General features: G+C 74.3%; 22 protein-coding genes. 11 read left to right on the forward strand and 11 right to left on the reverse strand.

Annotation, left to right across the window (positions count from 1 at the left end):
* Positions 1-2: 2 nt before the first annotated feature.
* Positions 3-653 (reverse strand): spheroidene monooxygenase, encoded by a 651-nt coding sequence (locus tag F8568_RS34710; RefSeq protein WP_202125690.1) that lies wholly within the window; start codon positions 651-653, stop codon positions 3-5.
* Here F8568_RS34710 and F8568_RS34715 point away from each other — a divergent pair.
* Positions 652-1305 carry a glycerol-3-phosphate acyltransferase gene (locus F8568_RS34715; protein ID WP_236009793.1) on the forward strand — a complete coding sequence of 218 codons (654 nt, stop codon included), beginning with the start codon at positions 652-654 and terminating at the stop codon, positions 1303-1305. The two genes, F8568_RS34710 and F8568_RS34715, sit on opposite strands and share 2 nt — an antisense overlap.
* Here the strand turns inward: F8568_RS34715 and F8568_RS34720 are convergent.
* On the reverse strand, positions 1256-2380 hold the full coding sequence (locus F8568_RS34720; protein ID WP_151597897.1) for a glycosyltransferase: 1125 nt from the start codon (positions 2378-2380) through the stop codon (positions 1256-1258). The genes F8568_RS34715 and F8568_RS34720 overlap by 50 nt on opposite strands.
* Complete coding sequence (locus F8568_RS34725) at positions 2377-3828, reverse strand: phytoene desaturase family protein (protein ID WP_151597898.1); 1452 nt, start codon at positions 3826-3828, stop codon at positions 2377-2379. The genes F8568_RS34720 and F8568_RS34725 overlap by 4 nt, the downstream gene beginning before the upstream one ends.
* Positions 3829-4067: 239 nt before the next feature.
* Here F8568_RS34725 and F8568_RS34730 point away from each other — a divergent pair, with 239 nt between their 5' ends.
* Positions 4068-4553, forward strand: coding sequence for a MarR family winged helix-turn-helix transcriptional regulator (locus F8568_RS34730; RefSeq protein ID WP_151597899.1), 486 nt, complete (start codon positions 4068-4070; stop codon positions 4551-4553).
* 10 nt (positions 4554-4563) lie between these two features.
* Positions 4564-5271 (forward strand): VC0807 family protein, encoded by a 708-nt coding sequence (locus F8568_RS34735; protein ID WP_151597900.1) that lies wholly within the window; start codon positions 4564-4566, stop codon positions 5269-5271.
* Positions 5272-5311: 40 nt separating this feature from the next.
* Here F8568_RS34735 and F8568_RS34740 read toward each other — a convergent pair whose 3' ends face one another.
* On the reverse strand, positions 5312-5962 hold the full coding sequence (locus F8568_RS34740; protein WP_202125691.1) for a class I SAM-dependent methyltransferase: 651 nt from the start codon (positions 5960-5962) through the stop codon (positions 5312-5314).
* 118 nt (positions 5963-6080) lie between these two features.
* Here F8568_RS34740 and F8568_RS34745 point away from each other — a divergent pair, with 118 nt between their 5' ends.
* The 3 genes from F8568_RS34745 (at position 6081) to F8568_RS34755 (ending at position 10105) form a co-directional block, all read left to right on the forward strand.
* Positions 6081-6761, forward strand: coding sequence for a helix-turn-helix transcriptional regulator (locus F8568_RS34745; RefSeq protein WP_202125692.1), 681 nt, complete (start codon positions 6081-6083; stop codon positions 6759-6761).
* A 225-nt stretch (positions 6762-6986) separates the two neighbouring features.
* Positions 6987-8978: an NAD-dependent DNA ligase LigA gene (gene ligA, locus F8568_RS34750; protein ID WP_151597903.1), complete on the forward strand. Its 1992-nt coding sequence runs from the start codon at positions 6987-6989 to the stop codon at positions 8976-8978.
* A gap of 119 nt (positions 8979-9097) precedes the next feature.
* Entirely contained in the window at positions 9098-10105 is a 1008-nt protein-coding gene (locus tag F8568_RS34755) for an ATP-dependent DNA ligase (RefSeq protein ID WP_236009794.1), read from the forward strand.
* A gap of 34 nt (positions 10106-10139) precedes the next feature.
* Here the strand turns inward: F8568_RS34755 and F8568_RS34760 are convergent, their stop codons facing one another.
* Together F8568_RS34760 and F8568_RS34765 are read right to left on the reverse strand one after the other, a co-directional pair.
* Positions 10140-12158, reverse strand: a complete 2019-nt coding sequence (locus F8568_RS34760) for a SpoIIE family protein phosphatase (protein ID WP_202125694.1) — start codon at positions 12156-12158, stop codon at positions 10140-10142.
* 82 nt (positions 12159-12240) lie between these two features.
* Positions 12241-13137: a LysR substrate-binding domain-containing protein gene (locus tag F8568_RS34765; RefSeq protein WP_151597904.1), complete on the reverse strand. Its 897-nt coding sequence runs from the start codon at positions 13135-13137 to the stop codon at positions 12241-12243.
* A 72-nt stretch (positions 13138-13209) separates the two neighbouring features.
* Between F8568_RS34765 and F8568_RS34770 the strand changes: the two genes are divergently transcribed.
* The 5 genes from F8568_RS34770 to F8568_RS34790 all read left to right on the forward strand — a co-directional run bounded on the left by F8568_RS34770 (position 13210) and on the right by F8568_RS34790 (position 16785).
* A complete protein-coding gene (locus tag F8568_RS34770; protein WP_151597905.1) occupies positions 13210-14391 on the forward strand; it encodes a thiolase family protein in 1182 nt (393 codons plus the stop codon).
* Positions 14388-15083: a 3-oxoacid CoA-transferase subunit A gene (locus tag F8568_RS34775; RefSeq protein ID WP_151597906.1), complete on the forward strand. Its 696-nt coding sequence runs from the start codon at positions 14388-14390 to the stop codon at positions 15081-15083. Before F8568_RS34770 ends, F8568_RS34775 begins: the two co-directional genes overlap by 4 nt.
* Before the next feature lies 1 nt (position 15084).
* Positions 15085-15717 carry a 3-oxoacid CoA-transferase subunit B gene (locus tag F8568_RS34780; protein WP_151597907.1) on the forward strand — a complete coding sequence of 211 codons (633 nt, stop codon included), beginning with the start codon at positions 15085-15087 and terminating at the stop codon, positions 15715-15717.
* Positions 15718-15815: 98 nt separating this feature from the next.
* The gene (locus F8568_RS34785; protein ID WP_151597908.1) at positions 15816-16247 is read left to right on the forward strand and encodes an SMI1/KNR4 family protein; all 432 of its coding nucleotides are present in this window, start codon (positions 15816-15818) and stop codon (positions 16245-16247) included.
* A gap of 187 nt (positions 16248-16434) precedes the next feature.
* On the forward strand, positions 16435-16785 hold the full coding sequence (locus F8568_RS34790) for a hypothetical protein (RefSeq protein ID WP_151597909.1): 351 nt from the start codon (positions 16435-16437) through the stop codon (positions 16783-16785).
* 30 nt (positions 16786-16815) lie between these two features.
* Here F8568_RS34790 and F8568_RS49945 read toward each other — a convergent pair whose 3' ends face one another.
* From F8568_RS49945 to F8568_RS34810, 5 genes are all read right to left on the reverse strand, one after another.
* On the reverse strand, positions 16816-18174 hold the full coding sequence (locus F8568_RS49945) for a HAMP domain-containing sensor histidine kinase (RefSeq protein ID WP_151597910.1): 1359 nt from the start codon (positions 18172-18174) through the stop codon (positions 16816-16818).
* 149 nt (positions 18175-18323) lie between these two features.
* Complete coding sequence (locus F8568_RS34800) at positions 18324-18734, reverse strand: hypothetical protein (RefSeq protein ID WP_151597911.1); 411 nt, start codon at positions 18732-18734, stop codon at positions 18324-18326.
* Between the two features lie 142 nt (positions 18735-18876).
* Positions 18877-24408, reverse strand: coding sequence for an ATP-binding protein (locus tag F8568_RS34805; protein ID WP_151597912.1), 5532 nt, complete (start codon positions 24406-24408; stop codon positions 18877-18879).
* Positions 24374-24802 (reverse strand): hypothetical protein, encoded by a 429-nt coding sequence (locus F8568_RS48910; protein WP_151597913.1) that lies wholly within the window; start codon positions 24800-24802, stop codon positions 24374-24376. Before F8568_RS48910 ends, F8568_RS34805 begins: the two co-directional genes overlap by 35 nt.
* A gap of 55 nt (positions 24803-24857) precedes the next feature.
* Positions 24858-25490: a TetR/AcrR family transcriptional regulator gene (locus F8568_RS34810; protein WP_151597914.1), complete on the reverse strand. Its 633-nt coding sequence runs from the start codon at positions 25488-25490 to the stop codon at positions 24858-24860.
* Positions 25491-25797 lie beyond the last annotated feature (307 nt).

Raw genomic sequence — 25797 nt, forward strand, 5'->3', positions numbered from 1 at the left:
GCTCACTCCGTACGGCGAGCCCGCAGCGGGTCGTGGCCGTCCCAGGTGCCCCGGCTCGCGTAAGGGATGAAACGGGCGAACAGCTCCTCGGCGTACCAGCGTTCCGTGCGCACGCGTCCGATGACGGTGCGGTGCGCGCCCGTGCGGTAGGCGAACCGCGCGATGGCGGGGTCGCCGTCCCACAGCGAGAAGGTCGCCTGCCGGGCGAGCGGCCACTCCCCCACCCCGATCGACGCCAGGCAGCCGTCCTCCCGGCGCAGCTCCCGGTCCACGTCCGGAACCGACCGGTAGAACGCCACCAGCCGGCTCGGGCGGATCGAAGCCCTGGTCAGCACGGCCACCGGCCCGGTCCTGGGCTTGCTGACAGGAATCCCGGCCGCGAAGGGATCGCGCCCGCCCCACCGGCCGCGAGACCCGAGCGGTACGAGCCGGACATGCCAGGACTCCTCGGCCTCCTCCCACCGTGCGGCCACCGGCGACCGTGCGAGGAACTCCTCCAGCGCGGGCTCCCCGTCCCACACCGCGAACAGGGCCCAGCGGCGCAGGTCCGCGCCCAGGCTCATGGACCGGCCTCGGCCCGTGCCCAGCAGCCGCCAGAACTGAAGCCCGGCAGTGCGGCGCAGCAGCGGCCGGTCGAACGCCATGTACCGCATGGCGTTTACACCCGCGTACCTGATGAGGTGGAACGAGGCGATGACCCTGGTATCGGCGGCTCCCGTGCTCGGCGCGTCCATCGGCGGCTACCTGCTCGGCTCGGTGCCGGTCGCGGTGCTCGTCGGACGCGCGCACGGCTTCGACCCGCGCGACGTCGGCGACCGCAACCCCGGCTTCTGGAACATGATGGAGCAGCTCGGCTGGAGGGCCGCCGCCCCCGTGTTCGCCGGCGACCTGCTCAAGGGCACGGCCGCGGGCCTGGTCGGGCTCGCCGCGGGCGGCGGCGCGACGGGCGCGCTCGGGACGGTCGCCGGGGCGAGCGTCCTCCCCGTGTACGCGGCGGTGGCCGCCGCGATGGCCGGGCACGCCTGGCCGGCGTTCGCGGGCCGGCGCGGCGGCCGCTCGATCCTCACCTTCGCGGGCGGTTTCGCGGTGATCTGCCCGCCCGCGTTCACACTCGGTGTCGCGCTGCTGGCCGGGGTGGGCCTGGCGTCGCGCTCGTTCGCCTTGGGCACGCGCGCCGCGGTCTTCTCCCTGCCCGCGCTGCAGCTCCTGTTCGCGCCCGCCGAGCACGTCGCGGGGACCGGTGCGCTCATGAGCCTCATCGGGCTGCGCTTCGGTCAGGCCGCCGTGGCCGGGCGCCGCGCGTGACCGCCGGACGGGCGTAGGTCCGTCCCCGCCAGGTGCGCGACGGCCGCAGCGCCGACCACGTCAGCCGCACCGCCGTCAGGACGTCGAGGAACGGCGAGACCGCCAGCCCCGGGCCCGGCCTGGCGTAGCTGCCGCGCAGCGCCGTGGCCAGCAGGAACCGCTGGGCGAGCAGGCCGAGGTCCAGCGCCGTCGGACGTCCCCTCGCCAGCCGCATCACCGGCAGGGCGAGGGTCAGCCAGACGACCGCGAGGTCCGCCGCCAGCGCGCCGGGCGCGGTCACGTCCCGCAGGGAGATCGACCGTCCCCACTCGTGCCACACGCCGGCGGCCGACTCGTGCATGTCGACCTCCAGCAGGGCGCCGGCGTCCCGGAAGGCGACCCGCCAGCCGTCCCGGGCGAGCAGCCGGCCGAGGGCGACGTCGTCGGTGAGGTGGCCGCGGACCCGGGCGAACCCGCCGGCCCGCAGCATCGGCGCCTTGCGGAAGGCCAGGCACTGGCCGTTGAGCAGGAGCCGGCCGGGCGACGCGGCGGCCGGGCCGATGGGACCGAACCGGTAGACCAGGCCGGCCAGGAACGAGGCGTGCAGCGCCTGCTCGGCGACGCCGCCGCAGACGAACCTCGGCCCGGCCGACACCAGGTCGAAGGCGTCGAGCAGCGACACCAGCTCCGCGCACAGGCCCGGCTTCGGGCGCGTGTCGGCGTCCAGCAGGACCACGATCGGGCCCGCGGCGGCGCGCACGCCCTGGTCCAGCGCCCACTGCTTGCCGACCCAGCCGTCCGGCAGCGGCTCCCCTGACACGACCTTCGCGCCGAGCCGCGCCGCGAGCCGGGCGGTGCCGTCGCGCGACTCGTCGTCCACGACGATCACCTCGGACACGTCGGGATCGGCGAGCAGGGGCCGGAGGCACGCCGCGAGCCGGGCCTCCTCGTCACGCGCCGGGATCACCACGGAGACCGGCTGCGGCGGCGGGCCGGCGTGACCGGGCACGAAGGGCGCGGGACGGTTCCGGCCGCGCGCCAGCCGGGCGGCCACCACCGCGGCGGCCCATGCCTGGAGCGGAGTCAGCGTCCTCATCCCACCCGCACGTCCTTCCGCACCGGAAGGTCCTGCTCGACGAGGGAGGCGACGATCCGGCCGCCCATCGCGACCAGCGGTAGCCCGCCGCCCGGATGCGCCGACCCTCCCACCAGGTACAGCCCGCGCCGCGGCCCCCGGTTGCCCGGCCTGCGGAACGGCGCGAACGCGCCCCGGTAGGCGGTCCCGTAGATCGCCCCGCCCCACGCGCCGTACCGGTCGCGCAGGTCGGCGGGGCTGAACGTCTCCGCGAACCGCAGCCGACCCGACAGGTCGTGCCCGCGCAGCGCCAGCCGTTCCAGCACCAGGTCGCGGTAGGCGTCCACGGACATCGGCCAGCGGCCCGGATCACCGGCCGGGACGTTGACCAGCAGCACAAGGTTCTCGGCCCCGGCCGGCGCCTGGGACGGGTCGTCCACCGCCGAGCAGCCGATGTAGACCGTCGGGTCCTCCGGCGGTATCCGCCGCTCGAAGATGTCGCCGAACTCGCGCCGGTAGTCGGCCGAGAAGACGACGGAGTGGTGCGGCAGCCCCTCGGTGCGTCCCTCCACACCGGCGAGCACCAGAAACGCCGACGAGGACGGGCCGAGCCGCTCGATCCGCCGCGACCTGCGCCGGTCCGGCAGCAGCCGGCCGTACAGCGCGGCGGCGTCGGCGTTCACCACCACCGCGTCCGCGCTCGCCCGCTCTCCCGACGCCAGCACCACGCCCGACACCGCCGACCGGTCGGCGACCACCTCCACCACCTCGCTGCCGGTGTGGACGTCGACGCCCGCCTCGACCAGCAGGCGGGTCAGGTCGTCGGCGAGCCGGGGCAGCCCGCCCGGGACGTACCAGCCCCCGTCGCCGTGCTCGATCGCCGGGACGCAGCCGAGCGCGGCCGGCGCCCGGTACGGGCTCGACCCCGCGTACGTCGCGTACCGGCCGACGTACTGCCGCAGCCGCGGGTCGCGGAAGAACCGGCGGGCCAGACCGTCCAGCGTCCGGCCCGGCGCGACCGCGAACAGGTCGCCGATCCGGGCCTGCTCGGGCCGGCGGCCCAGCGGCCCGGCGAAGAACGTCCGCCGCGACGCCTCCAGGCAGCGCGCCGCCCACCGGTGGAAGGCGCGCCACGCCTCCCCCTCGCCGGGGGCCAGCCGCTCGACCTGCGCCGCCATCCGGTCGGGGTCGCGGTAGGCGCGCAGCTGCGACCCGTCGGCGAAGCGGTGGCGGCACAGCTCGTCCAGCTCCACCATCTCGCGCGCGACGCCCAGCTCGCGGAAGATCCCCGGGAGGGTCAGCAGCGACGGCCCCAGGGAGAAGACGAACCCGTCTCGCTCGCGTTCGGCGAGCTTCCCGCCGAGCCGGTCCAGCCGCTCATGCACCGTGACCCGGTGGCCGCCCCGCGCCAGCAGCAGCGCGGCGACCATCCCGCCGACACCTCCGCCGACGACGATCACCTCGGCCATCGACGCCTCCCCGCCAGTCCGGCGACCGCGCCCTCCACCCGGTCGATCGGCTCGTGCGCCACCGTGAACGCCGATGTCTTCCCCACCCGTCATCCCCCCGTGGATCGCGGCGCTCTCCGGACACGGCCGTGCCCGTCCGCCGCGCGATCATCTCGATCATGCCCAGAAGGAGCGGATGCACCACCGGCGATCCCGGGATATAGTTGATTTACTAAACCAACTATCAGTAGGGTACGGCCATGCCACCACGCGAAGAGGGAGTCCAGCGCCTGACCGAGGCGCTGTTCGCGGTCCTGGAGAACATGCGGCGCGCGCGCAGGGCGATCCCCGACGCCGCCGCGCTCGCCGTCCTGCAGGTCGTCGGCGCCGCCCAGCGGGACGACCCCTCCGGGGGCGTCCGCCCCTCGCAGATCGCCGACCGGCTCGAGGTGCACCGCTCGGCCGTCACCCACCAGCTGCGGACGCTGACCAAGGCCGGGTACATCACCGCGAGCCCCGATCCGGCCGACCGGCGGGCGTCGATCCTCACCCTCACCGATGCCGGGCGCGAGACGGTCGACCGGCTCACCCGGCAGGGCAAGACCCGGTTCGCCTCCTTCGTCGCGGACTGGACCGACGAGGAGGTCACGGAACTGGCCCGCCTGCTGGAGAAGTTCCGCGCCTCCGCACAGGCCGTCAACGAGAAAGAGCCGCCTCCCAGCGCCCCCGGCTGGAAAGGCCGCTAAGGAGCACCCGTTGAAGCGTCTCGCCACCCTCCTCCCCCTGCTGCTCGATCTGGTGGTCCCGACCGCCGGCTACTTCCTGCTGCACGCCCTGGGCATGGACGACGTCCGGGCGCTCACCGTCGCGGGCTCGGCCGCCGCCGTCACCACGGCCGTCAACAGCGTCCGCAGGCGCCGCGCCGACCTGCTCGGCGCCCTGGTCTGCGCGGAACTGGTCCTGTCGGTCGGGCTCGCCCTGGCCACCGACAGCCCGCGGCTCGTCCTGGCCCGCGGCGCGCTCTACCTCGCCATCGGCGGAGGGGCGCTGCTGGCCTCGGGCGCGGCCGGGCGCCCGATCACCTACCCCGCGGCCGAGCCGATGGCCACCAAGGGCGACCCCGTGCGCGCCCGCGCGTACGCGGCGGTGTGGGACCGCTCGGCCGAGTTCCGGCGCATCCACATCCGCCTCAGCTCGTCCGTGGGGATCGGGATGCTGGCCTACGCCGTCCTGCGCCTGGTCATCATCTTCACCGCCGCCTCGGTCGCCGACGCGGTCTGGGCCCAGGAGGTGCCCGGGATCGTCCTGCTCGCCGGAGCGCTGGGCCTGATCCGCCTCCAGGTGCCCAAGCTGAGGCGGATCGTCGACGCCGAAGAGGCGGCCCTGCCCTCCGGCGGCCGAACCCCGCACGCGGCCGGAACCGGCGACCGGGCGCAGCTCAGCGGGAACAGGGACAGCAGATGACCGGGCCGCGGGCCGCCTCACCGGACGCCTTCGGACGCGGTCACGAGGAGGGTGCGGGCTTTCTCGCGGTGAAGCGGAATTGGTGGGCGTTCGACCGGTGCACGGTGACGTCCGCGAATCCGGCAGCGTGCAGGCGCGCTTCGAGAGTGTCGGGGTCGACGGGGACATAGGTGTCGCCGCGATGCCCTTGCCGGATCATTTCGGTGTCGAGCGAGTCGACGCCGATCAGTGCGGCACCGGGCCTCAGAAGACGGCTGAGCCGGGCGAACAACTCGTCCTGAGCCTGCGGCGACTCCATGTGGTGCAGCATCGAGAAACACGTCCCGGCGGTGAACCGGCCCTCTTCGAGTTCGACGGTCCGGGCGTCGCCCTGAATGATCTCCGCGTTGCTTCCGCGAAGGCGTTCGCGCAGTCCGGCGGCGAGGTCGGGATCCACCTCGACCGCCGTTACCCGGCCGGTCGTTTCCAGGAGCAGGTCGGTCGTGAGACCGGGCCCCGGACCGATCTCCAGCACGTCGTCACCGAGGTCGGCGACGCGCCGCAGCCAGGGAAGCAGATCGGTGCGCAACGTCTCGGCCCACGCGGGGCTCGCCAGGTAGGACAGGTGGGATTCGTTCATGCGACATTGGTACCGTTCGGGCATGGCAGCCGGCTCTGCAGAAACGGCCGTTCTCGCGCCTTCGGCGGCCAATGTCAGGCGGGTGGTGCCCGGGCGGTACGGCGGGATGGCCGCCGGGTCCTACGCCTTCGAAGGCGATCTGCGCGATCTTCCGCCGGATATGCCGTGGCACTCGCACGATCTTCACCAATTGGAATACGCCTTCGAAGGCGTCGTGCTGCTGGAGACCGCCGTGGCGCGCTACCGCCTCCCGCCGCGCCAGGCCGTGTGGATTCCCGCGGGGCTGGCGCACAAGAGCACCTTCGCGGCGGCCAAGACCGTGTCGGTGTTCTTCGAGCCGTCCCTCGTGCACGACCGGGCGGGCCGCGCCCGCGTCCTGCCGGTGGAGCCGGTGCTCCGCGAAATGATGATCTATGCGCTGCGCTGGCGCATCGACCGGACGTCCAGCGACCCGGTCGCCGACAGCTACTTCGAGACCCTGGCCCATCTGGTGTCGGACGGGCTGCGGTACGAACTGCCCTTCTACCTTCCCACCAGCACCGATCCGCTCGTCGCCGCCGTGATGCGCCATACCGACGACCATCTGGACACCGTCGACCTCCGCCAGGTCTGCGAAGCGGTCCGCGTCTCGGAACGGACCCTGCGCCGCCGGTTCCACGCGTCCACCGGGATGACCTGGCGGCAGTACGCCCTGCACAGCAGGATCCTGCACGCGATGACGCTGCTCGTCGATCAGGAGGCCACGATCACGAGCGTCGCCACCGCCGTCGGTTTCGACAGCGCCAGTGCCTTCAGCCGGGCCTTCCAGAGCTACACGGGACGCACGCCCACCGCGTTCCGGCAGAACAGAGACCCTGCGACGAGCACCTGAACCCGTGTGGTCGGCCCAGGACGAGGCGGGGGCTGCTGGAGCGGGACACGCACACGAACATGCAGTTGCCGGCCGCCTGCTTCACCGGCCGCTGAACCTGCGCCTGGTGAAGAGCACGGCCTTCCCGTCCGGGGTCCTCGAGCTGGTGTACGCGCCGGCCGCCGAGTAGGGCCGGTGGTCCAAGGCGCGATGAGCACTGTCGGTGGGGTCGCGTTTAATCGGAGCGTGGACGTTGAAGAGCGCATCGCGGAGCTGGCCGCCGAGGTCAGGCGGCTGAACGACCTGTACTACGGCGCCGGCGACAGCCCCCTGCCGGACGCGGACTACGACGCGCTGAAGGACGAGCTGGCGGCGCTCGTCGCCGAGCATCCCGAGCTGGAGCCGGCCGACAGCCCGCTCGGCAAGGTCAACGCGCCGGCCGAGCTGACCGGCCCGACCGTGCGCCATGCGCGGCCGATGCTGTCGCTGGGGAAGGCGACGAGCGAGGAGCAGATCCGCGCGTTCTGCGAGCGCTTCGGCGGCCAGGTGTTCCGCGTGTCGGAGAAGCTCGACGGGCTCTCGCTCAGCGTCGTCTACACCGATGGCCGGCTCGACTATGTCGCCACCCGCGGCACCGGGGCGGTCGGCGAGCTGGTGACCGAGAAGGTGCGCCACGTGATCCCGGGGCTGCCCGCCGCGATCCGGGCGCCCGGACGTGTCGAGGTCCGCGGCGAGGCGGTGATGCTGCGGTCGGTGTGGGCCGCCTACAACGAGGCGCACCCGGACAAGACGCTGACCAACCCGCGCTCGGGCGCCGCAGGGACGCTGGTGCTGAAGGACCCGGAGGCGGCCGCGCAGGCCAGGCGGGTGCTGCGGTTCTACGCGTTCGGCGCCGACCGCGACGGCGACGCCATCGAGATCCCGGACGGTTTCGAGCCGGTCGCGCAGTACGTGTGCGGCACCGCCGACGAGGTGGTGGCCGCGATCGAGGAGATCGGCGGCCGCCGCGACGGGCTGGACTACGACATCGACGGCGCGGTCGTGCGGCTGCACGAGCCCGCGGCGTTCGACGCGGCGGGCTTCAACAGCGCCGAGCCGCGCGGCGCGATCGCGTTCAAGTACCCGCCGGAGGAGAAGCTGACGACGCTGCTGTCGGTCGAGTGGCCGGTCGGCAAGATCGGCCGGGTCCCGCCGCGCGCGAAGGTCGCGCCGGTGTTCGTCGGCGGCGTGACGGTGGAGAACATCACCCTGCACAACCCGCGCCTGATCCGCGAGCGCGACCTGCGGATCGGCGACACGGTGGCGGTGGTGCGGCGCGGCGACGTGATCCCGTTCGCGGGCCGCTCGCTGCCGGAGCGGCGCGACGGGAGCGAGGTCGAGATCGTCCCGCCGGCGCACTGCCCGTCGTGCGGTTCGGAGCTGGAGGTCCGCGGCACCGGCGAGGAGCGCTGGTGCCTGAACCTGCAGTGCCCGGCGCAGGCGACGCGGCGGCTGATGCACTGGGCGTCGCGGCAGGCGGCCGACATGGAGGGCGTCGGCGACGTCTGGATCGAGAAGCTCGCCGAGGAGGGCGTGCTCAGGCGCCGCAGCGACCTGTACGACCTGACGGCCGGGCAGCTGCTCGGCTACGAGCGGATGGGCGAGGTCAGCGCCCGGAACATGGTCGAGTCGATCGCGTCGTCCAAGGGCATGGGGCTGCGCCGGGCGCTGATCGGGCTGGCGATCCCGATGGCGTCCGAGGGCACGGCCAAGCGGCTGTGCCTGGCCGGGTACGAGCGCATCGAGGACGTCGCGGCGGCCACCGTCGAGGACCTGGTGGCGATCCGCGACATCGGGCCGAAGGTCGCCGAGAGCATCGTGGCGTTCTTCGCCCGCCCGGACGTCCGGGAGGAGATCGCGGCGCTGCGCGAACGCGGCGTGAACCTCGACGTCCTGGACGAGGACCGGCCGGTCGACGCGGCGGCCGCGGGCGACTCGCCGCTCAAGGGGAGGTCCGTCGTGATCACCGGCGCGTTCACCGACCCGCGCTCGGGCGCCAAGATCAGCCGGCCGGACGTGACGCGCCTGGTCGAGCAGGCGGCGGCGACGACCGCCTCGTCGGTGTCGGCGAGCACCGACTACCTGCTGGCGGGCGCCAACGTGGGCGCCGCGAAGACCGGCAAGGCCGAGAAGCTCGGCGTCACGGTCGTCCGGCAGGACGAGCTGTGGCGCTGGCTCGCCGAGGCCGGGGTCGTCTGACGCAGCCGCGCCCGTCACGCCTAGGTGGGCAATGGGCCGGGCATGCCGCGGTCAAGAATCCCGTGGCCGCGCTGTCCGTGCCGGCGTTGCGGGTAGCCGCCCTTCAGGGGGTGGCGGCTATGCGCATCGGTGGGCCTGTCGTCCCGATGGCGGCGACGGCGATCGACCGCGTTCCGGACGAGGCGGCCTGTCCCGGCGGGTGCCGGTACGAGCCCAAGTGGGACGGGTTCCGCGCGCTGGCGGTCGTGAACGACAAGGGCGGCGTGCGGCTGTGGTCGCGGCGGCTGAAGAGCCTCAACGACGCGTTCCCCGAGGTCGTGCTCGCCGTCTTCGACGCGCTGCCGCCGGGGACCGTGGTCGACGGCGAGATCGTCCGCTGGGGACGTGACGGGCGCCTGGACTTCGCGGCGTTGCAGCGGCGGCATGTCGCCGGACGCCGCCGCCGCGAGCTCGCGCTGACCGAACCGTGCCATTACGTGGTGTTCGACGTGCTGGAGACCGGTGGGACCGACCACCGGCCCAGGCCGCTGTCCGAGCGCCGCAACATCCTCGAACACCTCCTGTCCGGCGTGCCGGACACCTCCCCGATCGTGCTGTGCCCGCAGCTGCGCGACGCGGGCGAGGCCCGGGTGTGGTTCGAGATCCTGCCCGCGCAGGGCATCGAGGGCCTCGTCGTCAAGGCCGCGTCGGGCCGCTACCAGGAGGGCAGGCGCGGCTGGTGGAAGGTCAAGCACCGCACCACCACCGAAGCCGTCGTCGGCGGCGTCACGGGCGGCGCCGCCGCCCCGGAGACGCTGATCCTCGGCCGTCACCGGCCCGACGGGCGGCTGCGCGTCGTCGGGCGCTCCGGTCCGCTGCCGCCGGCCGCGCGCCGCGAACTCGCCGGCCTGCTGACGCCCGCCGGGGACGACCACCCGTGGCCAGCGGTCCTGCCGCCCGGCTGGGCCGGCGGACTGCCCGGGACGGAGGCGCCGACCCCGTACGTCCGGGTCGTCCCGGACCTCGTCGTCGAGATCAGCGTGGACGCCGCGGCGGAGCACGGCCGGTGGCGCCACTCGGTGCGGTACGTCCGGACGCGCACCGACCTGCACCCGATGCAGATCCCCAAGGACCTCCACCTGGAGTGACCCGCGGCGCCACCGGGATCGGAGGCCGGTGGCCCTACGGCCGGGCGCGGGCCAGCAGGAGGGTGACGTCGTCTTCGGCGGCGCTCGTCACCATGGCGCCGATCACGCTGGTGCAGAGGCGGTCCAGCGGGACGCCGGTCCGGGCCAGGGCGGCGCCGAGGCGCCGCATGCCGTCGTCGAGGTCGGCGTCGCGGCGCTCGATGAGGCCGTCGGTGTACAGGGCCAGCAGGGCCCCGTCGCCGAGGTCGAACTCGGCGGACTCGTGCGCGCCGAGGCCGAGCCCGATCGGGGTGCCCGCCGGGAGGTCGGGGAAGAACACGCCGCCGCCGGGACGGACGATCGCGGGCGGGAGGTGCCCGGCCGACGCCATGGCGCAGCGCCGGGTGGCCGGGTCGTAGACGGCGTAAAGGCAGGTCGCGGCGATGGGCGACAGCGCGCCCTGCTCCTCCTCGTCCTGGCGGGCGTACAGCTCGTCGAGGCGGGCGAGCAGTTCGGCCGGGGGGAGGCCGAGGTAGGCCAGCGTCCGCATGGCGGTGCGCAGGCGCCCCATGCTCGCGGCGGCGTCGATCCCGTGTCCGGTCACGTCCCCCACCACCAGGGCGAGGCGGGAGTCGGGCAGCGGGATCGTGTCGTACCAGTCGCCGCCGACGCCCTGGTGGACGTCGGACGGCAGGTAGCGCGAGGCCAGGTCCATCACGTCCCCGCCGCACAGCCTGCGTGGCAGGAGCCGGCGTTGCAGGGCGAGGGACGCGTCGTGCTCGCGGGTGTACTGGCGCGCGTTGTCCAGGCTCAGCGCGGCGCGGGCCGCCAGCTCCTCGGCGAGCACGAGGTCGTCCCGGGTGAACTGGGCCTTGTTGTCGGTGCGGACGAACACGGCGATGCCGAGGAGGCTGCCGCGGGCCCGCAGCGGGACGATGATCAGCGTGTGCATGCCCATGGCGCTGATGACCCGGGCGCGGTGCGGGTCCTCGTCGAGCCAGCTGCCGGGCGCGGTGTTCATCTCCGGCTCGAAGTACGAGCGGCCCGTGGCGAGGACCTTGGTGAACGGGGATCCGGGCGGCACGTAGACCGGCTGCCCCAGCGGCCACAGCGCCTCGGGGACGCCCTCATGGATCGAGGTGAGGCCCGCGCGGCGGAACACCGGGATCCCGTTCTGGTTGGCCGCGAGCCGCTCGAGCGGCTCGGTCCCGGGCAGGACGGCCTCGGTGAGGTCGACGGTGGCGTAGTCGGCGAACGCCGGGACGGCGAGGTCGGTGAGCTCCTGCGCGGTCCGCTGGACGTCGAGGGTGGTGCCGATCTGGACGCTGGCCCGGCGGAGCAGGGCCAGCCGCTCGCGCGCCCTGCTGTTGGTGATGTCGATGGCCATCAGGCAGACCCCGAGCGGACGCGAGTCGAGGGCCTCCACGCGGAACAGGAAGGTCGAGAACGTGCGTTCCCGGCCCGTCCCGCCCCACCGGGATTCGCGGTCCAGGACCGGGTCTCCGCCGTCGAGCACCTCGCGGATGAGTTCCGGCGGGACGAGGGGGTCGTCCTCGCCGCGCGCCTCGGGCAGCGGCCGGCCGGCCTCGAAGCAGGGGAAGAAGCCCTCCAGCCGCTGCGCCTGCTCGTTCCGCCAGACCGAGCGCAGGTCGGTGTCCCAGACGACCATCACGACGGGGGCCGCGCTGAGCAGCGGTTCCAGCACGGACGTGCCGAGGGTGAGGGCGGAGGCGGGGATCGCCGCGATCACCCAGGCGGGCGCCCCGTCCGGGGTGGTGATCCGGATCCGCTCGAGGTGCGTGACGATCTGGTCACCGTCGTGGTGGCGCAGGTCGACCATGCCGATCCGGTAGTCGTCGTCGCCGTGCCCGCCGTGCCACGTCCAGATCCGGGTCGCGCGGTCGCGCTCCATGCGCAGGTCCGTGCCCGGCCGGCCGAGGATCTCCGCGGCCGGGTAGCCGAGGATCTCTTCAGCGGCCTTGGACCATCCGACCACGTCGCCGCGGGCGTCGAGCACGGCGACCGCGGGGACGGGCGAGTCGCTGCCGTGCTCCCAGATGTCGCTGCGGGCCATGTGCCCCATACAACCACGCGCCCTCTTCGGCCATGGCACCTGACCTGCGGTGATCCGCTTCGCAGGGTCCGCGGCCGCGGGCTCACGCGGGTGCGTGCGGGACGAGCCGCCGGACGACGGACACCGCCCGGGCGAGGTGGGGTTCGGTCCGGCCGGTCCGGTGGGCGATGGCCAGGTCGACGGTGACGGCGGGACGCGCGAGGGGGCGGAAGACGACGCCGTCGAGGTCCAGGGCCGTCACCGGCTCCGGGACGACCGCCGCGCCGAGCCCGCCCGCGACGAGGGTGACCAGGGTGGAGGTCTCGCCGACCTCGTGCCGGATCCGGGGTTCGACGGCGGCGTCGCGGAAGAGGCCGAGCACGACGTCGTACATGACGGAGCGGCGGTCCGCGGAGTGCACGATGAGGTCGGCGCCCGCGAGGTCGGCGACCTCCACCCGGCGGAGCGCGGCGAGCGGGTGGTCGGCGGGGACGGCGACGACGAGCCGGTCGCGGCGCAGCGGCAGGACGGTGAGGGACAGGTCGGCGATCGGGGGGCGCAGCAGCGCGAGGTCGATCTCTCCGGCGCGCAGCGCGGCGGCCTGGTCGGGCACGAGCATCTCGCCGCGGAAGGAGAAGTCGACGCCGGGCAGCTCGCGGGACAGGCCGCGGGAGATGGCGGGCAGCAGGCTGTAGGTGGCGGAGCCGACGCAGCCGATCGTGAGGTGGCCGACGGTTCCGGCCGCGATGCGGCGGGCCTCGTGCGCGGCCTCGTCGACCTCGGCGAGGATCGCGCGGGCGCGGGCGAGGTAGCCGCGGCCCGCGTCGGTGAGGTCGACCCGGCGGGTGCTGCGGTGCAGGAGCTCGACACCGAGGTCGCTCTCCAGGCGGCGGATCGCCTGTGACAGCGGCGGCTGGGCCATGCTGAGCCGGTCGGCGGCGCGGCCGAAGTGGAGTTCCTCGGCGACGGCGACGAAGTACCGCAGGTGGCGGAGATCCATATTGTCTGCATATCAATCAGAGCGAATATTGATACTTCACTGTATCAAGGGAGGCCACCTAGCCTCGAGGGCATGAGCACCTACCTGTACTCGGCCGTCCGGACGCCGTTCGGGCGGTTCAACGGCGCCCTGGCGGGCGTCCGGCCCGACGACCTGGCGGCGGGCGTGATCACCGCGCTGCTGGAGCGGGCGCCCGGGCTCGACCCCGCGCAGATCGGCGAGGTCGTGTGGGGCAACGCGAACGGCGCGGGCGAGGAGAACCGCAACGTCGGCCGGATGGCCGCGCTGCTCGCCGGGCTGCCGACGAGCGTGCCCGGCACGACCGTCAACCGGCTGTGCGGCTCCAGCCTGGACGCGGCGATGATCGGGTCCCGGACGATCGAGACCGGCGACGCCGATGTGGTGCTGGCCGGCGGGGTCGAGTCGATGACGCGGGCGCCGTGGGTGCTGCCGAAGCCGGCCAGGGGCTTCCCGGCCGGGAACGTCACCGCCGTGTCGACGACGCTCGGCTGGCGGCTGGTGAACGAGCGCATGCCGGAGGAGTGGACGGTCTCGCTGGGCGAGGCCAACGAGCTGCTCCAGGAGAAGTACGGCGTCGAGCGCGAACGGCAGGACGCGTTCGCCCTGCGCTCGCACCGGCTCGCGGCGGCGGCCTGGGACGACGGCTTCTACGACGACCTGGTCGTGCCGGTCGAGGGGCTGAAGCGCGACGAGGGCATCCGCGCCGACACCTCGCCGGAGAAGCTGGCGGCGCTGAAGCCGAGTTTCCGCCCGGACGGCACCATCACCGCCGGCAACGCCTCGCCGCTGAGCGACGGCGCCTCGGCGCTGCTGCTCGGCTCCGCCGCGGCCGCCGGCCGGATCGGCCTGGAGCCGATCGCGCGCATCGCCGGGCGGGGCGCGTTCGCGCTCGACCCGCAGGACTTCGGCTACGCCCCCGTCGAGGCGGCGAACCGCGCCCTCGCGCGCGCCGGGATCGGCTGGGACGCGGTGGGCGCCGTCGAGCTGAACGAGGCGTTCGCCGTCCAGTCGCTGGTCTGCGTCGACGCCTGGGGCGTCGACCCGGAGATCGTCAACACCCGCGGCGGCGCGATCGCGATCGGTCACCCGCTCGGCGCCAGCGGCGCGCGCGTCCTCGGCACGCTCGCGAAGGTGCTCCGCGAGCGCGGTGAGCGCTGGGGCGTCGCCGCCATCTGCATCGGCGTGGGGCAGGGCCTCGCCGTCGTCCTGGAAAATGCGGGGGCGGGCGCGTGAGCCGCACGGAGATCGCCGAGAGCGTCGACGAGGCCGTCCGCGGCATCGCGGACGGCAGCACCGTCCTGGTCGGCGGCTTCGGCTTCGCCGGCATGCCGTTCGACCTGATCGACGGGCTGATCCGGCAGGGCGCGAAGGACCTCACCATCGTGTCCAACAACGCCGGCAACGGCGACGTCGGGCTGGCCGCGCTGCTCAAGGCCGGACGCGTCCGCAAGGTGATCTGCTCGTTCCCCCGGCAGAGCGACTCCTACGTCTTCGACGAGCTGTACCGGGCCGGGCGGATCGAGCTGGAGGTCGTGCCGCAGGGCAACCTCGCCGAGCGGATGCGCGCGGCGGGCGCGGGCATCGGCGCCTTCTACTGCCCGACCGCCGCCGGCACCCCGCTGGCCGAGGGCAAGGAGACCCGGACCATCGACGGGCGCGTCCACCTCCTGGAGTACCCGATCAAGGGCGACGTGGCGCTGATCAGCGCCCACCGCGCCGACACGATGGGCAACCTCGTCTACCGCAGGACCGCCCGCAACTTCGGGCCGGTCATGGCGACGGCCGCGGCCACCACGATCGTGCAGGTGGGCGGCGTCGTCGCGGCCGGGGAGCTCGACCCGGAGGCGGTCGTCACGCCCGGCATCTTCGTCGACCGCGTGGTGCGGGTCGAGGAACGCCACTACACCGTCCAAGGAGCGCGCTGACATGGCCCTCACCCCGGACGAGCTGGCCGCGGTCGTCGCCCGCGACATCCCGGCGGGCTCGTACGTCAACCTCGGCATCGGCCGCCCCACCAAGGTCGCCGACCACCTCCCGGACGGCTCGGGCGTCGTCCTGCACACCGAGAACGGCATGCTCAACATGGGCCCCGCCGCGACCGGCGACGAGATCGACCCGGACCTCACCAACGCCGGCAAGGTCCCGGTGACCGAGCTTCCCGGCGCGTCGTACTTCCACCACGCGGACTCGTTCGCGATGATGCGCGGCGGCCATCTCGACGTGTGCGTGCTCGGCGCGTTCCAGGTGTCGGCCACCGGCGACCTCGCGAACTGGAGCACCGGCGAGCCCGGCGCCATCCCGGCCGTCGGCGGCGCGATGGACCTGGCCATCGGCGCCAAGCAGGTCTTCGTGATGATGACGCTGTTCGACAAGCAGGGCGAGTCGAAGCTGGTGCCCGCGTGCACCTACCCGCTGACCGGCGTCGGCTGCGTCAGCCGGATCTACACCGACGTCGCCGTCATCGACGTCGGCCCGGACGGCGCGTCGGTCCGCGAGACCTTCGGGATCACGATCGACGAGCTCCGCGACCGCGTTCCCGTCCCCCTCAAGGCCGGCTGAGACCGGAGCGGCGGTCCGGCAAGGGGCGCGGAGCCCGTCGTCAGGGGCTCCGGCCCGTCGGCTGGACGGCACGGGTTCCCTTTCGTCATGATTCGCGAATGTGGCGTGAGCTGATCGACGAACACACCCGCGAGGCCCGCTTCGCCCCGCCCGCCGCGGAGCGGGAGCTGCAGCGCGTCGAGGAGAGCCTGGGGCACCTGCTCCCCGACGATCTGGCCGAGCTGCTCGGCGAGACCGACGGCGTGGTCGACGCCAACGGCTACAACCTCATCTTCTCCGCCGAGCAGCTCCTGCAGGGCAACCTGGAGATGCGCACCTACCCCGCCCTGAAGCGGCTCTACATGGCGTTCGACCAGCTGCTGTTCTTCTCCGACGCCCCCGGCGACGGCAACCTGTTCGCCTACGCCCTCGTCCCGGAGGGACGGCCCGACATCTTCGTCTGGGACCACCGGACCGACAACCGGCGCTGCGTCGCACCGTCCCTGGAGCACTTCGTCAAGGCCTGGCTCACCGGCCGCGTCCAGCTCTGACCCCGCCCCCGGCATGGGGACTGCCGCCCGATAAGGGTGTTTCACCCGATTCTCAAGTTCCTCCGGAAGCCGGTGAGAGCCGCCGGAAGCGGGGTAGGACGCCCCGCTGACGGCATGACACAGAAGTCTCAAGGTCAGGCCGGCACGGGTCCAGGACCCGCCGGCCCCGGCAGTTAGGACGTCTTCCATGCTCTCCTGCCTGCGCATGCTCACGGCCGCCTCGCTGGCCGCCGCGACGACCGGGCCGATCACCGCGACCGCCGCGTCCGCCGCCGCGCGGCCGGGCCGGCCCGCCGCCGACTTCAGCTGCTCGAAGCTGGTCCTGTCCACCAGCGGGCTCGCCCGCGGGGTGCGCGGCTGCCGGCCGGAGAAGGCCGGCTCCCGCGCCCCCGGCGACATCCACGGCACCTTCACCATCCGCGGCTACGTCCCGGAGAAGGCGAAGCCCGTGACGGTCACCTGCCGGCCGGACCCCGACCTGCCCCACGACCCGTCCGGCGCGTACGTCCGCGAGCTCTTCGGCTTCCACTGCAGATGACCGGCCGCACCGCGCCACCCGCCCGCCGGGTCAGGCGTCGGGCGACGCCAGGGGCAGGCGCAGCACGAACCGCGCGCCGCGCGGGGAGTCCTCGACGTGGAGGGCGCCGTTGTGGGTCTCGGCGACGGCGCGGCAGATCGCCAGGCCGAGGCCGCTGCCGCCGGGATCGCGGCGGCGGCCCTCGGACAGCCGGGTGAACGGCTGGAAGACGCGCTCCCGGTCGGCCCGCGCGATCCCGCCGCCGTCGTCCTCGACGGTGACCATCGCGTCGTCGTCCGCGCGCCGCACCGTGACCCGCACGTCAGTGCGGGTGTGTCGCTGGGCGTTGACCAGCAGGTTGGCCAGCACGCCGGCGAGCTGGACCCGGTTGCCGGTGACGGCGAGCTCCTCATCGGCGCTGACCCGCACGGGCGGCCCGCCGCCGCGCCTGGCGGCCTCCTCGCGGGCCAGGGCGGCCAGCCCGACCCGCTCCACCGCCCGGGGCCCGGTGCTGACGCGGGTGAGCATCAGCATCTCGTCGATGATCGCCTGGAGCCGCTCGGCGGAGGCGAGCGCGTCCTCGACGCCGCGGCGCGCGTCGGCCTCGGGGAACAGCAGCACCTCCTCCAGCTGCGTCCGCAGGCCCGTGAGCGGGCGGCGCAGCTCGTGGGAGACCATCGAGCCGAACCGGCGCTGGCGCTCCATCGCGTCCTGGAGCCGGGCGAGGGTCTGGTTCGCGGTGCGCGCGAGCCGGGCGATCTCGTCGTCGCCGGACGGCTGCGGCACGCGCAGGCTGAGGTCGCTGATGGTGATCTCGGCGATCCGCGTCCGCATCGCCTCGACGGGCCGCAGCGTGCGACCGACCAGCGCCCACGTCGCCCATCCCGTGAGCAGGGCGGCGGCGAGGACGCCCGCGGCGACGAGAGCCTCCAGCCGGTGCGTGCCGAGCAGCGGGGACCGCGGCAACGCCGCGTAGACGATGTGGGTCTGGCCGTTCCACAGCCGGGCGGCCTTCTCCGGGGAGACGCGGCTTGCGGTGATCACCAGGCACCGCCCGTTCCCGCACTGGACGCGGCTCTGGATCTGGTCGCCGGAGGGCGGCTTCAGCGTGCTCAGCGCGGGCAGCCCGCTCGCCGCCCGGCTCGCCGACACCACGCTCCCGGAGGCGTCGACGAGCTGCAGGTAGGGGACGCGCACACCGGTGAGCGGCGGCGGCGGGGTGGGCGAGCGGATCGTGCCGATCCACAGGGTGGCGGCCCGCCGGGTGTCGCGGAAGGCGTCCCGCTCGATCCGGTCGCGGACGGCGGTGTCCACGCCGATCCCGATGACCGCGTAGACCAGCAGCGAGACGCCCGTCATGGCCAGGGCGGTGCGCGCCCGGATCGAGGCCGGCGCGAAACGCGGACGCACCCTGCCGTCACCCCCCGGTCGCCGTCGGCCCTTCCCTTCCCCCTCTATTAGGCGGCACCGTGGCGCGGCGCTCGGTCGGCGCGCTGCAAAAGGGGCGTAACGCCTCCCCTACGAACCCGGAAACCGCGCGGTTCGGGGCGGGCACCGGCTCAGCGCGGCGGGCGGCCCTTCAGGGCTTCGCCGGCGGTGCCGGACGCGCCGGTCCCGATCCGCCGGACGCGGCGCTCCACATCCCTGCGGGCGCCGTCGGTGCCGGGCGCCTTGCCCGTTTCGAGGGTCCCGGCGTCCGCGGTCGAGCCCGTCCCGACGTGCTGGACGCGGCGCCGCACGTCCGCCTGGGCGTCCTTGATCCGGGGGGCCGTGTCCGGCGCCACGTCGCCGGCGTCCGCGCGCCCGCCGGTCCCCATGTGCTTGAGGCGGCGCGCCACGTCCTTGCGGGCGCCGCCGGTCTCGGTGCGGTCGCCGAGCGTCCCGCGCTCGCCGCTCGCGCCGGTGCCGACACGCCTGACGCGGCGCGCCATGTCCGCCTCGGCGTCGTTCCCGCCGGATCCCCTGCCCATCGCGCGCTCCCCCGTAGCCGGCGTGTGTCCAGGCTGTATCCGGCGCGCGCACTTCGGGCTCACGTCCCCGGCACGCGCGCCGGCACATTCCAGCTGGTACCCCGCTGACCTGGGGACAAGCCTCCGGCGAGGCGCCCCCGGCTCAGCTCCGGGCGAGCCCGGCCTCGATCGCCTCGATGATCCGGGGGCGCAGCTCCGCGGCGCCGATGACGGCGTCGACGGACCCGACCTCGACCGCGCGGCGGATGTCGTGCACGCGGTCGAACTCCGCCGCGACCTCGCCGAGCTTCTCGGCGCGGACCGCCGAGCGCAGCTCGTCGAGCTCCGCGGTCACCGTGGCGCGGCCGGGGCCGGTGGCGGCCGCCACGCGGGCCTCCAGCTCCCGGACGCGGGGGTCGGCGGCCGTGCGCGCGTCGACGTCGCGGGCGAACACCGCCGCGGCGGCGGGCGCGCCGCCGAGCACCGAGGCGAACGAGCCCTCCAGCGCGAACACGGTCATGTTCGGGTTCAGCGCTTTGGAGAACACCACGAACGCGCCGCCGTGGTACCGCGAGATCACGCAGAACACGATGGGCCCGCGGAAGTTGACGATCGCGCGGCCGATCTCCGCGCCGTACTCCAGCTGCAGCTTGCGCATCGACTCCGGCGAGCCGTCGAAGCCGGACAGGTTCGCCAGCACCACCAGCGGCCGGTTGCCACTGGCCGCGTTGATCGCCCGCGCGGCCTTCTTCGACGACCGCGGGAACAGCGTGCCCGCGGTGTAGGCGTCCGGGCCGTCGGTGGGCGGGAAGCCGTGCCGCGGCACCGGCCGCGACTCGATGCCGAGCAGGCACACCGGGACGCCGCCGAGGTGGACGTCCTGCACGACCGCGGTGTCCGCGTCGGCCATGCCCGCCCAGCGCTCCAGCACCGGGTGGTCCTGGTCGGACAGCGCCCGCATGACGGTGCGGATGTCGAACGGCTTCTTGCGGTCCGGGTTGGCCTCGGCGGAGAAGATCTCGCCGACGGTGGTGAAGTCGCTGCCCTCCACGACGTGCGGGAAGCCGGAGACGTCGCGGCCCGCCGGATCGGCCGTCGGGACGCGGCGCGGGGACCGCTCGCCGGGCGCGACGTAGGTGTGCGCGTAGTGCGCCATGAGGATGTCGCGCGCGGCGGTCAGGTTCGGCGCCCAGTACTGCGCCTGCCCGTTCGGGCCCATCACCCGGTCGTAGCCGCCGATGCCGAAGTTGTCCTCGGCCGACACGCCGCCGGAGAAGTCGAGCGCCTGCTTGCCGGTCAGCACCATCGCCGAGTCCGGCGTCATCACGAGGACGCCCCTGGTGTGCATCAGCATCGTCGCCTCGGCGTTCCAGTACGGCTGGGCGCCGACGTTGATGCCCGCGACCACGATGTTGATCTCGCCGCCGTCCTGGGTGAACTCGACGATCCGCTTGAGCGCGGCGGCCACCCAGTCCATGTTCTCGGTGCCGGACTCCATGGAGATCCGGGCGCCCGCGGACAGCGCGTACCACTCCAGCGGCACCCGCATCCGCTCGGCGAGGTCCAGCGCGGCGATCACGCGGCGGCACTCCGGCTCCGACAGCGCGCCGAGCGCCTTCGTCGGGTCGCCGAGCAGCACGACGCGGGTGACGCCCTCCGGGTGCCGGTCGGTCGGCGTGGTGACGACGCCCGCGACCATCGCCGCGGTGTTGCGGCCCTTCGGCCGGTCGACCGGCACCAGGGCGTTGTCCTCGTCGAGGTCGTGCTCGACGAAGTCGCCCAGCATGGCGGTCAGCTCGTAGGGGTAGACGGTGTTGCGGGCGCTCGCGCGCAGCACCTTCTGCCGGTAGCCGTCGACCGGCTCGATCGGGTCGCCGGACGGCTCGCCGACGGTCAGCTCGACGCCGCCCGCGGCGTCGAAGGCCAGCCGCACCGCGATCTTGGTCAGCTCGCCGGTGCTCCGGTCCCGCTGCCGGCCGATGAGCAGGATCTCCTCCAGCCCGGCGCCCGCGGTCGTCGGCAGCACCCGCCCGACGATCATCTCCAGCTCGGCGCGGGTGAGGTCGATCGGCGGCCACACGTACAGCACGATCCGGTTGGTGTCGAACCGGTTCTTGGACGGCCGCCGCGACCGGGCGCGCCGGATCGAGTCGACGCAGGTCGCGATGGAGTACTCCGCCATCGGCAGCGTCGCGAGCCGGCCCTCGTTGTCGCGCAGCTCGGTCAGGTCGCGGACCTGCGCGAACGCGACGAGGCGGTCGTCGGACGGGTTGTCGCGCGCCACGCACTGGAACAGGTAGACCTCCTCGTCCGCCGACGGGAGCCGGGTGAGGTCGAACCTGTTCAGCCGCTCCAGCTGCATCCGCTGCGCGATGTAGGGGTGCAGGCCGCGGATGAGCCGCTCCTCCGCCATCCCGGTGGCGGACGGGCGGAACGTGAAGTGGTGGTGCATCACCGCGCCGGCGCTGCCCGCGACGGTGGCGGTGAGCCGGCGGACCCGCGGCGGCAGCGGATGCGCGGCGATGACCTCCTGCAGCGCGGCGGCCATGGCGTCGAAGTCCTCGGGCTGGTTCTCCCAGGCGAGGTAGATGTCGGCGTCGATGGCGTCCGCGCCGCCGGCGAGCGCCGCGAGCCCGCGCAGCGCGCCGCCCAGCTCCTCGAACCGGACCGCGGCCGACGCCACCGACGAGTCCGCGCGCTCGGCGACCACGAACGCGCAGCCCGCGCCGTCGCCGGCCTCCGGGGTGACGGGAGGTCGGTCGGGGTTGTGTTGGTCGGGGGTAAGCACGGTGCGGACGCCGGTGAGGCCCTTGTTGCCGTAGTAGCGGCGGGTCAGCACCTCCAGCATGACCGAGTTGTCGAGGTCGTGGCGGACGAGCCGCTGCCCGAGCAGCCGCACGAGCGGTTCGGTGCTGCGCACCATCTCGGCGATGCGCTCGGCGCGGTCCGGGGCGTCCGGGTGCGCGTCCAGGTGGCGCAGGTGCCGGCGGACGGAGGCGTAGACGCGGGCGCGGTTGCGGCGCAGCAGCGGCTGCGCGAACCACGCGAACACCACGCCGCACGCGAGGTCGTAGACGACCGGGAAGCGCATCTGCGTCGCGGCGACGAGGCGTTCCAGCGCGAGGCCGACGGGCTCGCGCAGCGCCTCCTCCGGCGGCGGCTCCTGCAGCCACTCGCGCAGCAGCGCCGTGACGACGGCGGCGTCGGTGGACGCGCGCTGCTGGGCGAGGAAGATCCGGAACACCGCGGCCTCGAGCTCCGGCGAGCGCTCCAGGTCGGTGACGCCGTAGTGGCCGAGCGCCTTGGCGAGCCGGGCGCGGTACTCCGCCGGCAGGCCGGCCCGCTCGACGTCGAGGCTCTGCAGGTAGGTGTGGAAGTACTCGCGGGCGCTGTGCACGTGGCCGCCGCCCGTCCCGTCGCCGCCCTCGGCGCCCGGGGCCGGGGTGTCGCGGGTCAGCTCGGCGAGGTCGGCGAACACGTCGATGAGCGCGAGCTCCTCCTCCGCGGCCCGGTGGCCGTCCGCGGCGGCGGCCCCGCGCGCGGCGAGGTAGCCGTCGAGCGCCCGGCGCTCGTCGTGCGGGTCGGCGTCGAAGCCGAGCAGCAGGCTGCGCAGCTCCTCCAGGCCGCGCGCGGCGCGCTCGCGCGCCGGGACCGCGGCGGGCTCGGCGGGCAGGTCGAGCTCGACGGCCCCGGCGGCGACGTCCTCGGCCTCGGTGCCGTCGGACAGCGGCTCCAGCCGCAGCAGCGGCGCGCCGGTCTCCACCTGGCCGCCGACGGAGACCACGCACTCCTTCAGCCGCGCCTTGAACGGCGCGCGCAGCACCGTCTCCATCTTCATGCTCTCCAGCACCAGCACCGGCGCGCCCGCCTCGACCTCGGCGCCGACCTCCAGCGGCGTCGCGACGACCAGCGCGGGCGCGGGCGAGCGGACGACGCCGCCCTCGTCCCGGCTGACCCGGTGCGTGACGCCGTCGACCTCGACCAGGTGGACCGGCCCGTGCGTGCCGGTGACCAGGCGGTACCGGGCGCCGTTGACGGAGATCTGGCCGGTGTGCCGGTCGAAGCGGTCGAGCTCGACGGTGGCGGTGCGGACGCCGTCGCCGCCCGCCTCGATGCCGACGCGGAACCGCTGCGCGCCGATCCGCGCGACGCACACCCGGTAGCCGGCGCCGCGCAGCTTCAGGTCGAGGGGCCGGCCGCTCTCGTGCCGGACCTGGGGGCGCCCGCCGGACGCCGTGGACAGCAGCCGGCGCTGCCCGGCGGCCTCCTCCGCCTCGTACGCCTCGATGGCCGCGGCGGCCAGCGCGACGCCGGAGTGCCGGTGCGTGACGAGGCCGCCCTCGCCGCGGACGCGGTCGATCCAGCCGGTGTCGGCGCTGCCGTCGAGCACCTCGGGCCGGTCGAGCAGGTCGAGCACGAAGCTCTTGTTCGTGGCGCCGCCCTCGATGATGACGGTGGTCTGCGCCATCGCCCGGCGCAGCCGGCCGAGCGCCTCGTCGCGGTCCCGGCCGTAGGCGATGATCTTGGCGATCATCGAGTCGAAGTCGGCGGGGATGGTGTCGCCCGCGGCGACGCCGGTGTCCACCCGGACGCCGGGCCCGGCGGGCAGGTCCAGCCGGGCGATGCGGCCCGGGGACGGCGCGAAGTCGCGGTCGGGGTCCTCGGCGTTCAGCCGGGCCTCGACGGCGTGCCCGCGCTCCACCGGCGGCGCGCCCTCCAGCCGTCCGCCGGACGCCACGTGCAGCTGCGCCTTGACCAGGTCGAACCCGGTGGTGGACTCGGTGATCGGGTGCTCGACCTGCAGCCGGGTGTTGACCTCCAGGAACGCGAGCAGATCCTCGCCCGGGTGGTAGAGGAACTCGACGGTCGCGGCGCCGCGGTAGCCGACCGCGACCGCGAGCCGCTCGGCGGACGCCTTCAGCTCGGCGGCCCGCGCGGGCGGCAGCACCGGCGACGCCGACTCCTCGATGACCTTCTGGTTGCGGCGCTGCACCGAGCAGTCGCGCACGCCGAGCGCCCACGCGGTCTCGCCGTCGGCGATCACCTGCACCTCGACGTGCCGGGCGCCGGTGACCAGGCGCTCCAGGAAGACGACGCCGCTGCCGAACGCGCGCGCGGCCTCCTGGCTGGTGCGCTCGTAGGCGCCGTCGAGCTCGGCCTCGCTGGTGATCACGCGGATGCCGCGCCCGCCGCCGCCGGCGGTCGCCTTGAGCATCAGCGGGTAGCCGATCTCGGCCGCGGCGGCGCGGGCGGCGTCCAGGGTCTCGACGGCGCCGCGGCTCCACGGCGCGACCGGGACGCCGACCTCCTCGGCGATCAGCTTCGCGCCGATCTTGTCGCCGAGCCGGCGCATCGCCTCCGGGCTCGGCCCGACGAACGTGACGCCGGCCTTCTCGCACACCTCGGCGAACGCCGGGTCCTCGGCGACGAAGCCCCAGCCGACCCAGGCGGCGTCGGCGCCGGTCTCGACCAGCGCGCGTTCGAGCGCCTTCAGGTCGAGGTACGGGCGCGCGGACGCGGGGCCGAGGTCGTAGGACAGGTCCGCCTCGCGCACGAAGGTGGCGGTCCGGTCGACGTCGGTGTACAGGGCGACGGTCTCGATGCGGTTCCCGGTCTCCGCGGCGATGTCCCGCACGGCGTGGATGAGCCGCATGGCGGCCTCACCGCGATTGACGATGGCGACACGTCTGAACACCCGTCCGAGCCCTCCTGTAGACCACGCTGTCCGCCGGGAACGACGGCTCTCGGCTGTGCCCACCCTTCCGGTTACCCGCGAGTAGCTCCATGTCGCTGACATCGCACACTGCGCGGCCCGAGTTGTGGGAAACGTGCAAAACCCGGCGGACCTCGAGCGCCGGCTCCGCGAGGAGCCCGGCGACCTCGCCTCGTGTGTGGTGGTGGCACTTGGCGTACAGCCAGGACGCCACCGCGCTCTCGCTCACCCCGAAGTCCAGCAGCGCGGCCTCCCTGCGCCGCCGGGCCTCCTCGACCGCCTCCGGGTCGGCGTGCTCCTCGGCGAGCAGGCGGCGCAGGTCCGCCAGGACGGGCCCGTCCGGCGGGCCGCTCCCCCATGATCGTTCCCCTGTCATCGCGAGGCACGATAGCGACCCGGTGTGACAGAGCGGTACCGATCCGGCGCCGTCGTCAGCGGTCCGGCCTCGCCGCGGGTCCGTCCCGGGGGTCGCGCAGGCCGAGGGCGGGCGCGATCACGTGGTCGATGTAGCCGTGCAGGAAGGCGATGTCGACGTCCTCGTCGAGGACGGCCCCGCCGTGCAGCGTGCCCAGCAGCATGTACTTGACGTACGGGAGGGCCTTGCAGCCGGCGGGGACCTCGCCGCGGGCGACGGCGCGGGACAGGACGGTGTCGAGCGCGGCGAGCCCGGGTTCGACGACGGCCTGCCGGACGGCGTCCATCAGCCGGGGGTCGCGGTGGATGGCGTGGGCGACGGCCCGGTTCATGCCGCGGTCGAGGGCGGCCAGCTGGTGGTACCGCCCGATGTAGGCCTTCAGGTCGTCGCGCAGGTTCCCGGTGTCGGCGGCGTCGATCTCCGGCGGGCCGAGCGAACGCAGGGCCGCGATGACGAGTTCGGGCTTGCCGCCCCACTGGCGGTAGATGGTGGCCTTGCTCATGCGGGCGCGCGCGGCGACGTCCTCCACGCTGAGGGCGTCGTAGCCGACCTCGCGGAGCCGGTCGAGGACGAGCGCGTACAGCTCGGCCGCGCGGTCGGGGGAGATGCGGCTGCGCCTGCGGGCCGCGGGTCTTGTCTCCGAACCCACATTCTCTCCCGGGAAATCGTCAGATCCGTGAGTGACCGCGGCGCCGCCGTGTCCTTACAGTGGGCGCACCTTAAAGAAACGCTGCCGTTTCGCTAAGGATGGCGTGACCGCTCCCCTCCCGACGCCGTGACGAGGCGTGCGTCGCGCCGCCCGGCGCCCTGGCCGCAGTGAGCGTACGGCACGGCGGCCCGCGGGCGAAGCCGCCCGCGCCGGGGCGCGCGCAGACCACCCCGATGGAGGAGCCATGTCCGAGATCAGCCGCCGTTCCCTGCTCACCGGCGCCGCGGCCGCCGCGGGGCTGGCCGTC

Source organism: Actinomadura physcomitrii (genome assembly GCF_008923205.2).
GTDB classification, from domain to species: domain Bacteria; phylum Actinomycetota; class Actinomycetes; order Streptosporangiales; family Streptosporangiaceae; genus Spirillospora; species Spirillospora physcomitrii.

What these genes read in the sequence shown, in the direction of transcription:
- F8568_RS34715 (WP_236009793.1), top strand. Translation starts at nt 652, where the DNA reads ATGGCGTTTACACCCGCGTACCTGATGAGGTGGAACGAGGCGATGACC.
- F8568_RS34710 (WP_202125690.1), bottom strand. Translation starts at nt 653, where the DNA reads ATGCGGTACATGGCGTTCGACCGGCCGCTGCTGCGCCGCACTGCCGGG.
- F8568_RS34720 (WP_151597897.1), bottom strand. Translation starts at nt 2,380, where the DNA reads ATGAGGACGCTGACTCCGCTCCAGGCATGGGCCGCCGCGGTGGTGGCC.
- F8568_RS34725 (WP_151597898.1), bottom strand. Translation starts at nt 3,828, where the DNA reads ATGGCCGAGGTGATCGTCGTCGGCGGAGGTGTCGGCGGGATGGTCGCC.
- F8568_RS34730 (WP_151597899.1), top strand. Translation starts at nt 4,068, where the DNA reads ATGCCACCACGCGAAGAGGGAGTCCAGCGCCTGACCGAGGCGCTGTTC.
- F8568_RS34755 (WP_236009794.1), top strand. Translation starts at nt 9,098, where the DNA reads ATGCGCATCGGTGGGCCTGTCGTCCCGATGGCGGCGACGGCGATCGAC.
- F8568_RS34760 (WP_202125694.1), bottom strand. Translation starts at nt 12,158, where the DNA reads ATGGCCCGCAGCGACATCTGGGAGCACGGCAGCGACTCGCCCGTCCCC.
- F8568_RS34765 (WP_151597904.1), bottom strand. Translation starts at nt 13,137, where the DNA reads ATGGATCTCCGCCACCTGCGGTACTTCGTCGCCGTCGCCGAGGAACTC.
- F8568_RS34770 (WP_151597905.1), top strand. Translation starts at nt 13,210, where the DNA reads ATGAGCACCTACCTGTACTCGGCCGTCCGGACGCCGTTCGGGCGGTTC.
- F8568_RS34780 (WP_151597907.1), top strand. Translation starts at nt 15,085, where the DNA reads ATGGCCCTCACCCCGGACGAGCTGGCCGCGGTCGTCGCCCGCGACATC.
- F8568_RS34785 (WP_151597908.1), top strand. Translation starts at nt 15,816, where the DNA reads ATGTGGCGTGAGCTGATCGACGAACACACCCGCGAGGCCCGCTTCGCC.
- F8568_RS34790 (WP_151597909.1), top strand. Translation starts at nt 16,435, where the DNA reads ATGCTCTCCTGCCTGCGCATGCTCACGGCCGCCTCGCTGGCCGCCGCG.
- F8568_RS34800 (WP_151597911.1), bottom strand. Translation starts at nt 18,734, where the DNA reads ATGGGCAGGGGATCCGGCGGGAACGACGCCGAGGCGGACATGGCGCGC.
- F8568_RS48910 (WP_151597913.1), bottom strand. Translation starts at nt 24,802, where the DNA reads ATGACAGGGGAACGATCATGGGGGAGCGGCCCGCCGGACGGGCCCGTC.